Here is a 12,648-nt window from a genome sequence, read left to right as displayed (position 1 = left end):
CAAGGAACTTACTCCCTTACCACCCCAATTTCATAAACTTCATGAATGTTCTCATCCTGGTAATTCAGATTTTCTTTTAGGTGCTGAATAATAGCTGATTGTAATGCTTCATCTGAAATAACCGTGTCTTTAGGCAAAACAGTGGCCTGGAAGTTCACCGTAGGTTCTCCATTAATGGTAGTATTGGTAAAATAAACATTTTTGTTAATAATCCTGATATAATCCAGCTCTTTAAGATGTTTGTCTAAGGCTTCGGTAAGTTCGGTATTCATACTTGCTTTTCGGAGAAACGGCGGCTGGCTGAATTGCCAGAACATCATCGCTCCTATCCCAAGAAAAGCTATTATACTGGTGAGAATCATTAGTTTTTTACTGCCCTGCAGGAAACGAATTCCTTTTGGCGTAACTTTTCCGTAGAAATAAAAAACCAGCGTGGCTGCGAGATGGATACCAAGCAGCTGCAGTATGATCCTGAAAATACTGCTGAAAACAATTTCCCAATCCATTAAATACAGGCCGGCTCCAACAAGTCCTACAGGTGGTGCAAGAGACGCAGCCACTAAAATTCCAACGGCGGCACCAGAGACGAGGCTGTCCCTTTCTGACTGGCAGATGTTAATGGCTCCCGCAAAGCCCGAAATAACTGGAAGGAGTAGCGCTACTTTAGAAACATGGCTGACTTCTATCATGAGGGGCGTTAAGGTTTCCAGAGGAAAAATCAGGGTTAGGATAAAGCTGGTTACAATCCCGCTTAACATGGCCAGCCCGTAGCGCTTTAGGCTGCTTATTAAAAGTCGCATTTTTCCCGATGCCGTGGCCAGGGCAGCATTCATGGCGGGGCCTGCGAATGGTGCAACCAACATGGCGGCAACAAGCAAGTAAACGGTGGTGGTGTAAAGGCCAATCCATACGATTATGCCCGCCGCGACAGAATAGCCAATCAAGCCAAACATAGAGCCCACGCTTTGGATCCCGCCAAGATAGATTTCCATAGAACTTTTAGGTTTTACATCGGCTACCTGCTCTGGAGCTTCACTTGCGGGAGGATAAAGGGTGATAACACCTCGTGGAATTAAGCTGATTTCCGGCTCTTCAAAATCATCCAGTTTTTTTAGAAAATCGTTTACTTTGTTATTGGGAAGGTAAATCAGAAAAACATCTTCTTTTTCTGAAGAGAGATCTATTGTATTTTTTCCTTCAAATTCTGAAACCGCGTCTAAAATTTGATCTTTATGACCCTTAGGTACCTTTATGGTAAGTTGTCGCATATTTTTACCGTTAGAATAAAATCTTCTTTAAGATAGAAAATGCCAGAAAAAGTTAAAGCCGGATTAAGGCAATTTTAGGTTTTAATAGGAAAGGCTTCCTGAAAGAATATGTGGTCTAGTTTAGGTAACGCCAGAAACGCTTAAGTTTGGTAATCTCAAAGCCATTCTCGACTGCGCCCGAAGTAACAAAAATTACTTCAACCTAAATATAAGATTTCATTCAGACCTCACAGGTTTTTAAAACCTCTGAGGTCTCTTTTCCAGCTGTATTATGCCTCTACATCTTCCTCTTTTTTCACCCTAAAGTCCAGCGGTTCCAAAACTTTTAGAGCAGCTTCTATAGAAGTAATCTTATCAAAAGTAAGCAGCAACCTGAGCCCCGCACGGGTTTTTTTCTCCTTCATCGTGCATTTGTTGCGGTGCGTTTGTACGTACTGCAGCACTTTGGTAAACGCACTGGTCTGGTAAAACCGCGACTGCTGGTCTGAAATAAAATAACCAATCATTTTCCCCTGCTTCAGCACTACCTTTTCCAGGCCTATTTTTGAAGCGATCCATTTAATACGTACGCTGTTGAGCAGGTCAACAGCCTGGGTGGGAAGTTCTCCAAAACGGTCGGTAAGTTCAGCCTCAAATTTTTGCAGTTCTTCTTCTGAAGTGATATTGTTAAGCTGGGTGTAAAGGTTCAGCCTTTCAGAAATGTTATTGATATAATCATCAGGGAAAAGGATTTCGAAATCGGTATCTATCTGCGTGTCTTTTACAAAAATCTTATCCTCCACCTTTTCGGTTTCGCTATACAGTTCCTGGAATTCATTTTCCTTCAGTTCTTCAATGGCTTCGTTCAGGATTTTCTGATAGGTGTCAAAGCCAATTTCATTGATGAAACCGCTTTGTTCGCCGCCCAGTAAATCCCCGGCCCCTCGAATTTCAAGGTCTTTCATGGCAATATTAAAGCCGCTGCCCAGTTCAGAAAACTGCTCTAGTGCCGTCATTCTTTTTCTTGCATCTTCCGTCATCGCAGAATATGGCGGAGTGATAAAATAACAGAAAGCTTTCTTATTGCTTCGGCCCACCCTGCCGCGCATCTGGTGCAGGTCTGAGAGGCCAAAATTATTGGCGTTATTGATAAAAATAGTGTTCGCGTTGGTCACATCCAGCCCGCTTTCCACAATGGTGGTGGAAACCAAAACATCAAATTCGCCATTTATAAAGCTAAGCATGAGTTTTTCCAGCTTTTTGCCCTCCATCTGGCCGTGGCCAATCCCTATGCGGGCATCGGGAACCAGCCGCTGTATCATCCCGGCCACTTCTTTAATATTCTCAATGCGGTTATGGATAAAAAAGACCTGGCCGCCACGCTGGATTTCATAAGACACGGCGTCGCGTATGGTTTCTTCGGAAAATCTTATCACACTGCTTTCTATGGGATAACGGTTTGGCGGCGGAGTGGTAATGGTAGACAGGTCCCTGGCGGCCATTAAACTAAACTGAAGCGTACGTGGAATTGGCGTTGCCGTAAGCGTTAGCGTATCTACATTCTCCTTTATGGTTTTTAGTTTATCTTTTACCGCAACTCCAAATTTCTGCTCTTCATCCACAATCAGCAGCCCGAGATCTTTAAATTTCACCGATTTATTTACCAGCTGATGTGTACCGATTACGATATCAATCTTCCCATTTTCAAGATCCTGAAGGGTTTCCCGCCGTTCCTTCGCGGTACGGAAACGGTTAAGGTAATCTACGGTAACCGGGAAATCCTTCAGCCTTTCGGTAAAGGTCTGGTGATGCTGAAATGCGAGAATGGTGGTGGGCACCAGTACGGCTACCTGTTTGCCGTTATCTACGGCTTTAAAGGCGGCACGAATGGCCACTTCAGTCTTTCCAAAGCCAACATCGCCGCACACGAGCCTGTCCATGGGGCGTTCGTTTTCCATATCTTCTTTTACCGCATGGGTGGCCGTACTCTGGTCTTGCGTGTCTTCATAAATAAAAGATGCCTCCAGCTCGTGCTGTAAATAGGAATCGGGCCCGTAGGCAAAACCTTTTTGAAGCCTTCTTTTGGCATACAATTCAATTAAATTATAGGCGATATGCTTAACACGGGCCTTGGTTTTGTTTTTAAGGTTTTTCCAGGCGTTGCTCCCCAGTTTGTAAATCTTGGGAGGTTTGCCGTCTTTCCCATTATATTTTGAAATTTTGTGCAGCGAGTGAATGCTCAGGTACAAAATATCGCGTTCGCCGTAAATCAGTTTAATGGCTTCCTGCATCTTGCCTTCAACGTCTATTTTCTGAAGTCCGCCAAATTTTCCAATTCCGTGGTCAATATGCGTCACATAATCGCCTACTTCCAGGTTGGTGAGCTCCTTTAGTGTGATCGCCTGCTTTTTGGCATAACCGTTCTTCAGGTGAAATTTGTGATAGCGCTCAAAGATCTGATGATCGGTGTAACAAACATTTTTGGCTTCTTCATCTATAAACCCCTGGAACATCGAGAGTACTACGGTTTGATACTTTACTTCCCGTTCCTGGTCATCAAAAATGTCATGGAAACGTTTCGCCTGTTGCTCGCTTACGCAAAAAATATAATTGGAATACCCGTTTTCCTGGTTTTCAATAAGATTGTCTATAAGCAAATCGAACTGCTTGTTAAAAGAAGGCTGGGGCTTGGTGTTGAATTCAATACTTTTCCCATTATTTGCCGTCGTATCTTTTAAAAAAGCCTGATTGCTTAATTCTACCACCGCAAAATCCAGCAGCTGTTTTTTGATAATTTCAGCATTGCAGAAAAGTTCTTCGGGTTCGCTGTGCTTTACTTCTTCAGAAAGGCTTTTAAAAGCTTCTTCAGCTTTGCTGAAAAGCTTGTCCAGTTGAGCAGAAAATAAGTCCAGGTTTTTAACAAAAACAATCGTATTTGCCGAAATATATTTCAGAAAACTTTCCCTTACCTCGTCCAGCTGCTTGTTTTCAACGTTCGGCATTACAGAGATTTTCTTCACCTTATCTGTAGAAAGCTGGGTTTCCACATCAAAACTCCTTATGCTGTCTACTTCATCCCCAAAAAATTCTATCCGGTAAGGCTCATCATTACTAAAAGAAAATACATCTATTATCCCGCCGCGCACAGAAAATTCTCCGGGTTCAGTCACAAAATCCACCCTTTTGAACTTGTACTCAAAAAGCACCTCGTTCACAAAATCGATAGAAAGCTCGTCGCCAACGGCAATTTTAAGGGTGCTGCGGTCCAGTTCCTTCCGGGTAACCACCTTTTCAAAAAGCGCATCGGGATAAGTGACGATAACCGCTGGTTTTTTACGGGAATTTATACGGTTTAGAACTTCAGCCCTAAGTAAGACGTTGGCATTATCAGTCTCTTCTATCTGATAAGGCCTGCGGTAACTGCCGGGGTAAAAAAGCACGTGCTTTTCTCCAATTAGCTGCTCCAGGTCATTCAGGTAATAGGCGGCTTCTTCCTTATCGTTAAAAACCAGCAAAAACGGGTTTTCAGCTTCTTTAAAAGCGTTGGAAATCACAAAGGAAAGGGAGGAGCCTACAAGGCCCTTCAGGTGAAGTTTTCCTTTGCCAGAATCTTTGGAAAAATCGATAGAGGCGATAGCATTTTGCAATTCCTGCTGTGGCAGGGATTGTGCAAAGCTTTGGGCAATAGCAGATTTACTCATTCCTGCAAAGATAATTCCTGATATTATGCCTTCCAACACCTCAACATTTTTTTAACTATTTAGCAGCACCACAAGTTTTATCATTTTAATAACATAGGAAATGCGAAAGCTTGGCTATTTTCAGGGAAAAATAATCATCTCCAGCCACCAGCTTGCTTATGTTCTTGCCAGGATAACCCTGGGGCTTAATTTTCTTTTGCATGGGCTGGTGCGCATTCCTAAGCTGGAAAAGTTCGCTTCGGGACTTGCCTCGGGATTTGAAGGCACGCTTATGCCCTTGGCCCTGGCTGAAGCTTTTGCATATGTTCTGCCATTTTTAGAATTTCTCATCGGGCTGCTTATTTTAGCAGGTTACAAAACAAAACATGTACTGGCGGCAGCGGCTGTGCTAATAATGTTGCTCATTTTTGGAAGCGCGTTAAAAGAAGACTGGGGAGCAGTGGCCACGCAAATGCTCTACGCCCTCTTTATTTTTTTCCTGTTGATTTACCTGGAATATAACCTGCTCGCGCTGGACACCAAATCAAAAAAGAAGATTGATGGATTTACAACTAAAAGATAAAAAAGTTTTCATTTCGGGCTCCACAAAGGGCATAGGCCTGGCCATTGCCAAATTGCTGGTTGCTGAAGGAGCAAAGGTAATTATTAACGGCCGTTCCCGGGCATCTGTAGATAAGGCTTTAGCTGAAATAAGAGGGGAGTATTCTTCCGCAGAAATTGACGGGATGGTATGCGATTTTGCAAAACCTGACGAGATTGAAGATTTAATTGCCGGTATTGCCGAAGTGGATGTGCTTATCAATAATGTAGGGGTTTTTGGGAATAAAGATTTTATGGATATTACCGATGAAGACTGGAAGCGCTTTTACGAGATAAACGTACTGAGCGGGGTGCGGCTTTCACGGGCATTCCTGCCGGGAATGCTCGAACGGGACTGGGGCAGGATCATCTTTATTTCCAGCGAAAGCGCGCTGAACATTCCCGTGGAAATGATTCATTACGGAATGACCAAAACCGCGCAGCTGGCTGTTTCCCGCGGATTGGCTGAAACCACCAAAGGCAGCAATGTTACCGTGAACAGCATTTTGCCCGGCCCTACTTTTTCCGAAGGAGTTAAGGAGATGACTTCCGGGAATGATAAGAACAGGAAAGAGATTGAAAAGGAATTTTTTAAAGAGGCGCGGCCTAGTTCCATTATTCAGCGTTTTGCCGATCCAAAAGAAGCTGCCAATATGGTGGCTTACGTGGCCAGTCCATTGTCTTCAGCCACTAACGGGGCTTCATTAAGGGTAGACGGGGGAGTGGTGAAACATATATAATAGAAAATGCTAACAATAAAAACTGGGATAATCTCAAGACTTCTTCATCTTGGCAAGCGGGCTGGTTGCCCTGTTTTTATAGCCGTGGTAAGCAACAGCTAAAAAGAGCAATATAGCTCCTGCCATAGCGGTCCACGCCAGGATTTCATTTTCCGCGGAATGTCTTACAAAAATAGCCACCAGAACCCACACACCAACAAGTGCAAATTCCCTCATATTGCGGGTATAAACCATGGCGAGGTTAATCAACGTAGCTATAAGAATCATCACAACTGTCCATTGCACTTCAGTTAAAAACCAGCCGTCCCAGTTGATTTTTGCTAAATACGCTGCAATATTCGCGATAGTGGCCACAGCAATCCAGCCGGAATAGAAACAAATTGGCCACCATACCAATGCAATGGTCTTTAATGGTGCGTCCCAGCGTTCCATATTGGTGTTCAAAATAATTTTGATAAGGGAGAATATGATGATGAGCATCAGGAGCACAGAGATTCCCGTTGCTTCATAAAACCAGGCGAAGATCCAGGCGGCATTACAAAAATTGGCGATGGCGAACCAGGGGCCGGTGGCGAGGATATCCTCTGTTTCTTTATTTTTAAAGGCCCGGTAAAGCTGGAAACCGCAGTAGGCGAGCAGTGACAGGTAAATAACCCCCCAAATGGAAAAAGCGTAACCGGCAGGCGTAAAGAGGTTAAAATATCGCTCACTCAGGCTTTGCATGGTATTACCGTTAAGTGCTACCGCCTGGGTATAATAGCTGGCGAAAATGGCAAAAATTAACGAGATGAAGTTCAGGATTGAATATTTTTTTGCCATGGCTCTGTGGTTATGCTATTAAAATTACTTCATTTTTTGTAATGGCGAAGATTTGATCTTCTTTTTCAGGCTGCATCATATAATTTCCGGTAAACTCGCCAAAAGCCGGAAGAATAAGCTGCTGTGGGGATTTGTAGAAACAGCGCAGCTTAAGCGCCTGCCGCCCCCTTCCTCTTAGCCTGAAACCGGGATGGATATGCCCGCAGATATTAAAAAAACCATCTTTTTCTTCAGGATGATGGGTGAGCAAAAAGTGGTGGATGTGCCATTCAGAAAAGATGCGAATCCCCAGTTCTTCATATTTTAAAGGAGAAATCACATCATGGTTGCCGGCAATAAGGATTACTTCGGAAGAAAGAGCTCTCGTCCAGTTTTCAAAAAGCTGCCATTCAAAATTAATGGAACTGTGGAACAGGTCTCCGAGAAAACAAATTTTCTGAGGCTGAAAATGATTAAAAACAGCATCGAGTTCTTCAAAATTTTTGCTGATGGCATTTTGGGGAACGGCGCTGCCATATTTCCTGAAGTGGCTTATTTTGCCAAGGTGCGCATCGCTGATGAGCAGCATGTCCTGCTCCCGCCAGTAAGCCGCGCCACATGGGTGGAGTTCAAAATTGTTATTCTTTATGGTAATGGTCATTTTGTGGGGTAATCTTTAAGCCAAATCCCTGTTTGCAGGTTATAATTTATGAAGGATTTCGGCTGCCTTTTCTAAAGTTTCATCAGTTTTCGCGAAACAGAACCGCAGCTGCTTGTTGTCTTTTTGTTTATAATTAAAAACTGAAAGCGGAATGGAAGCCAGTTTGTGATCTATGGTTAGGCGCCTGGCAAAATTGGTATCTTTTTCATTAGTGATTTTCTCATAATTTAAGATCTGGTAATAGGTGCCCTGGGCCGGTGTTGATGTAAATTTAGAACCTTTTAAAAGGCTGAGGAATTTATCCCTTTTCTGCTGGTAAAAGCCGGGCAGCTGGAGGTAATTTTCAGGAGTTTTTAAATATTCGGCAAAGGCGTGCTGCATGGGATGGTTTACGCAAAAAACAGTAAGCTCATGAATTTTCCAAATTTCCTTCATCAATGCTTCAGGGGCCACGCAATAACCCATTTTCCAGCCGGTATTATGAAAAGTTTTTCCGAAGGAGGAACAAATAATGGCCCTTTCAGCTAAATAGGGAAAGCGGGAGGCGCTTTGGTGTTCGCGTTCATCAAAAATAATATGCTCATAAACCTCGTCGCTAAGCAGGATGATATCGGTTCCCTTCAGCAGAATTTCCAGTTGCTGCATATCTTCTTTGGAAAAAACCGTGCCGCTCGGGTTATGCGGAGTGGTGATAATAAGCATTCGTGTGCTGGCAGTTATCATCTCCTCTACCTCCTGCCAGTCGATCTTAAAATCTTCTCCCTTCATCTGCACGGGAATAACTTTGCCGCCACTGGCTTTAATGGTAGGTTCATAACTGTCGTACGCTGGCTTAAATACAATCACCTCGTCCCCGGGATGAACAAACGCCGTGATGGCGGCATAAATGGCGCCCGTAGCACCGGCGGTTAACGTTATCTCGGAATCGACTTTATATTTCACGCCATACAAATGGTCGATTTTAGCTGAAAGCTGCTCTCTAAGCTGCGGGATGCCGCTCATTGGCGGGTATTGATTATGCCCTTCTTTCATGGCTTTAAAAACCAGTTCTTTTAGGGTGTGGTCTGTATCAAAATTCGGGAAGCCCTGGGAGAGGTCTATGGCGTTATGTTCCCGCGCCAGGCTGCTCATTACCGAAAAGATACTGGTCTTGCCTTTTGGCAGTTTTGAAGGGAGTGCGCTAAAATCGGGCATAGCTTAATTTTTAAATAAGATGCATAAAAAATCCCGAATTCAGAAAGAATCCGGGATGGAATTATTTTGGTGGTGATGAGGGGCTACCCTTTGGTGGTAGCTCTCATGAATTCACGGTTCATCCTGGCGATGTTTTCCAGAGAAATTCCTTTAGGACATTCAATTTCGCAAGCGCCGGTGTTGGTGCAGTTTCCAAAACCTTCAGCATCCATTTGCCTTACCATTGCCTTTACACGCTCGGTAGCTTCAACTTCTCCCTGCGGAAGAAGGGCGTATTTAGAAACCACTGCCGAGGTAAAGAGCATGGCGCTGGCATTTTTACAGGCCGCCACACAGGCTCCGCACCCAATACAGGTTGCCGCGTCAAAAGAAGCGTCGGCATTCGATTTCTCTACGGGAATGCTGTTAGCGTCTATGGTGTTTCCTGAAGTATTTACCGAAATGTACCCCCATGCCTGCTGAATCCTGTCGAAAGCGCTGCGGTCTACGATCAAATCCTTGATCACCGGGAAGGCTTTAGCTCTAAAAGGTTCAATTACGATAGTATCTCCGTCTTTAAACGACCGCATGTGCAACTGACAGGTAGCCACAAGCTTATCGGGCCCGTGGGGCTCCCCGTTAATTTGAAGCGAACAGGATCCGCAAATTCCCTCGCGGCAGTCATGGTCGAACTCTACCGGTTCTTCTCCCTTTGCCACCAGGCTTTCATTCAGCACATCCAGCATTTCGAGAAAAGACATATCACCTTCAATTCCGTCTATTGGATAATCTACCATCCTGCCTTTGGCATTGGCATTTTCCTGGCGCCATATTTTTAAGTTAAGCTTCATGTTTAAAGGTATTGAGTAAAGAGTATTTAGTATTGAGTAAACGAAATTCTCACTACTTAAATCTCAATTCTATTTATAACTTCTTGTTTTTAATTCGATATTGTTGAATTCCAGTTCTTCTTTATGAAGCCTGGCTTCACCTATATTCCCGGTGTATTCCCAGGCTGCCACATACCTGAAGTTTTCATCGTCCCGCAAGGCTTCTCCTTCTTCAGTCTGGTACTCTTCCCGGAAGTGCCCTCCGGCAGATTCGTTCCTGTGCAGGGCGTCCTTTGCGAACAATTCTCCTAGCTCAAGGAAATCTGCCACCCTTCCTGCTTTTTCAAGCTCAGAGTTCTTTCCGGCTGCTGTTCCCGGAACTTTTACGTTTTTCCAGAAATCTTCCCTAAGGGCCACGATTTCTTCCAGGGCTTCTTTTAGTCCCTGCTCGTTACGGGCCATTCCGCACTTGTCCCACATAATGCGCCCCAGCTTTTTATGATAAGAATCTACAGAGTTCTTGCCCCCGGCATTCATCAGTTTTTCAATACGTGTCCTCACATCTTTTTCCACAGCATCAAATTCCGCAGAATCGGTTGGGATCTTTCCTGTTCCTATATCTTTAGAAAGGTAATCTCCAATGGTGTAAGGCAATACAAAATAACCGTCGGCCAGTCCCTGCATTAAGGCGGAAGCTCCAAGCCTGTTAGCGCCATGATCAGAGAAATTGGCTTCTCCGGCAGCGTAACATCCGGGAATGGTGGTTTGCAGGTTATAGTCCACCCAAAGACCACCCATGGTATAATGCACCGCGGGATAGATCATCATTGGAGTTTCATACGGATTTTGATCTACGATTTTCTGATACATATCAAAAAGGTTTCCGTATTTAGCCGCAACAGCTTCTTTTCCTAATTTAGTAATTTCTTCTTTTGAAGGGTTTTTATGCCCCATGGTAAAGGCTTTCTCTTTTCCATAACGCTGGATGGCGCTGGCAAAATCAAGAAATACGGCCTCACCGGTTTTATTTACACCAAAGCCCGCATCGCAACGTTCTTTGGCTGCCCTGGAAGCCACATCACGCGGCACAAGGTTACCAAAAGCAGGATAGCGGCGCTCTAAATAATAATCTCTTTCATCTTCGGAAAGGTCTGTAGGTTTCTTTTTGCCTTCCCTAATGGCCTGAGCATCTTCTTTTTTCTTAGGAACCCAAATCCTACCGTCATTCCGAAGAGATTCAGACATTAAGGTAAGTTTTGACTGATGGTCTCCGGTAACCGGAATACAGGTTGGGTGGATTTGCGTATAACAAGGATTGGCAAAATAAGCACCTCTCCTGTGAGCGCGCCATGCCGCCATTACATTGCTTCCCATAGCGTTAGTAGAAAGATAGAATACATTCCCGTATCCACCTGAAGCCAGTACCACAGCGTGAGCCGAATGTCTTTCAATCTCGCCGGTAAGCATGTTACGCGCAATAATCCCCCTTGCTTTACCGTCTACCAAAACAAGGTCCATCATTTCATGGCGGTTGTAGGAAAGTATCTTCCCTCGGTTTATCTGGCGGTTCATTGCAGAGTAGGCTCCCAGCAACAACTGCTGTCCTGTCTGGCCTTTCGCGTAAAAAGTACGGGAAACCAGCACCCCTCCAAAAGAGCGGTTATCAAGTAATCCACCATATTCACGGGCAAAAGGAACTCCCTGTGCCACACACTGGTCAATAATATTTCCCGAAACCTGGGCAAGGCGGTAAACATTTGCCTCGCGGGAACGATAATCTCCTCCTTTTACGGTATCGTAGAAAAGCCGGTAATCTGAATCCCCGTCTCCCTGGTAATTTTTTGAAGCGTTTATTCCTCCCTGCGCTGCGATAGAGTGCGCCCGCCTTGGAGAATCCTGATAGCAGAAGGTTTTTACATTATAACCAAGTTCTGCCAGGGTAGCCGCGGCGCTACCACCTGCAAGTCCTGTTCCTACTACAATAATATTGATATTACGCTTGTTAGCAGGGTTAACAAGATTGATGTTATTTTTATGTTTCTCCCATTTTTCCTCAAGAGGTCCATCCGGGATTTTTGAATCTAAAACTGCCATAAATCGTACGTATTAAGCGTTATTAAAATAGTGAAAAAGGGCTATGAAAATGAATCCTATGGGAACAATTATCGAAAAAGCCACTGTAAAACCTCTTAATCCCTTAGAATACTTGTTGTGCCATCCCACCGATTGGAAAGAAGATGAAAACCCGTGCAAAAGGTGAAGGGCCAGGAATATGAAAGAAAGCACGTATAGACCTGTTCTTACCGGGCTACGGAATTTTGCTATTAATTCTGGATAATATCTTGTAGCATCATCGGGATGTGTTTCAAAATATTTGTGCGTGATTTCAGGAAACCAGAAATCATAAAGGTGAAGCCCCAAAAAGGCCAATACCACAAGGCCGGTGAACAACATGTTTCTGGACATCCAGCTGGTGTTGGTGCTGGGTTTAAAACTTACATATTTAATATGCCTCGCCTGCCTGTTGTTGTATTCCAGAACAAAGCCCAGGATAAAATGAAAAAACACCCCGGCGATCAAAAGCGGTTGCAGAAGGAATTGCACATAAAAATTAGTTCCCATAAAATGGGAAAACTGGTTAAATGCATCTGCGCCGAATACGGAGGTGAAGTTAATTACTAAATGCTGTGCTAAGAACAAGACCAGGAACAGTCCGGATAAGGCCATAGCAAATTTTCTTGCTATTGTAGAATTGAGAAAACCACCCATTTTGAATTTTTAAGAAATTTAACGGCAAAAGTAAGCCTCATTCTTATTTTGGGCAAGTATTAATCCTTATATTGAACCTTATTTAGAACCAGTTTAAAGAGATTGGCAGCTTTTCAACTTTTTAGAACCAGGCCTTTAAGGTTCGGGCTT

General features: G+C 44.0%; 10 protein-coding genes. 2 read left to right on the top strand and 8 right to left on the bottom strand.

All coding sequences use genetic code 11. From position 1 onward, the window contains the following. Window positions 1-8 precede the first annotated feature (8 nt). Both RM553_RS04235 and mfd read right to left on the bottom strand, forming a co-directional pair. Complete coding sequence (locus RM553_RS04235) at window positions 9-1,268, bottom strand: DUF389 domain-containing protein (RefSeq protein ID WP_311533707.1); 1,260 nt, start codon at window positions 1,266-1,268, stop codon at window positions 9-11. Between the two features lie 269 nt (window positions 1,269-1,537). Further along, window positions 1,538-4,948 carry a transcription-repair coupling factor gene (mfd, locus tag RM553_RS04230; protein WP_311533835.1) on the bottom strand — a complete coding sequence of 1,137 codons (3,411 nt, stop codon included), beginning with the start codon at window positions 4,946-4,948 and terminating at the stop codon, window positions 1,538-1,540. Window positions 4,949-5,048: 100 nt separating this feature from the next. Between mfd and RM553_RS04225 the strand changes: the two genes are divergently transcribed. Continuing rightward, window positions 5,049-5,510, top strand: coding sequence for a DoxX family protein (locus tag RM553_RS04225; protein WP_311533706.1), 462 nt, complete (start codon window positions 5,049-5,051; stop codon window positions 5,508-5,510). Further along, entirely contained in the window at window positions 5,488-6,267 is a 780-nt protein-coding gene (locus RM553_RS04220; protein ID WP_311533705.1) for an SDR family NAD(P)-dependent oxidoreductase, read from the top strand. The genes RM553_RS04225 and RM553_RS04220 overlap by 23 nt, the downstream gene beginning before the upstream one ends. 33 nt (window positions 6,268-6,300) lie before the next feature. On the opposite strand, the gene RM553_RS04215 is transcribed toward RM553_RS04220, so the two are convergent. The 6 genes from RM553_RS04215 to RM553_RS04190 form a co-directional block, all read right to left on the bottom strand. Continuing rightward, entirely contained in the window at window positions 6,301-7,086 is a 786-nt protein-coding gene (locus RM553_RS04215) for a TspO-related membrane protein (protein WP_311533704.1), read from the bottom strand. Window positions 7,087-7,096: 10 nt separating this feature from the next. Continuing rightward, window positions 7,097-7,726, bottom strand: a complete 630-nt coding sequence (gene pdeM / locus RM553_RS04210) for a ligase-associated DNA damage response endonuclease PdeM (protein WP_311533703.1) — start codon at window positions 7,724-7,726, stop codon at window positions 7,097-7,099. A 39-nt stretch (window positions 7,727-7,765) separates the two neighbouring features. Next, a complete protein-coding gene (locus RM553_RS04205; protein WP_311533702.1) occupies window positions 7,766-8,920 on the bottom strand; it encodes a methionine aminotransferase in 1,155 nt (384 codons plus the stop codon). An 83-nt stretch (window positions 8,921-9,003) separates the two neighbouring features. After that, window positions 9,004-9,750, bottom strand: a complete 747-nt coding sequence (locus RM553_RS04200) for a succinate dehydrogenase/fumarate reductase iron-sulfur subunit (protein WP_311533701.1) — start codon at window positions 9,748-9,750, stop codon at window positions 9,004-9,006. A 69-nt stretch (window positions 9,751-9,819) separates the two neighbouring features. Beyond that, window positions 9,820-11,823 (bottom strand): fumarate reductase/succinate dehydrogenase flavoprotein subunit, encoded by a 2,004-nt coding sequence (locus RM553_RS04195; RefSeq protein ID WP_311533700.1) that lies wholly within the window; start codon window positions 11,821-11,823, stop codon window positions 9,820-9,822. A 12-nt stretch (window positions 11,824-11,835) separates the two neighbouring features. Further along, entirely contained in the window at window positions 11,836-12,498 is a 663-nt protein-coding gene (locus tag RM553_RS04190; protein ID WP_311533699.1) for a succinate dehydrogenase cytochrome b subunit, read from the bottom strand. Window positions 12,499-12,648 lie beyond the last annotated feature (150 nt).

This window comes from Autumnicola tepida, from assembly GCF_031846485.1.
In the GTDB taxonomy this organism is placed as follows: Bacteria; Bacteroidota; Bacteroidia; order Flavobacteriales; family Flavobacteriaceae; genus Autumnicola; species Autumnicola tepida.
Note: the sequence above shows the minus strand (reverse complement) of the source record. Positions and strands in the feature narration are given on the sequence as shown.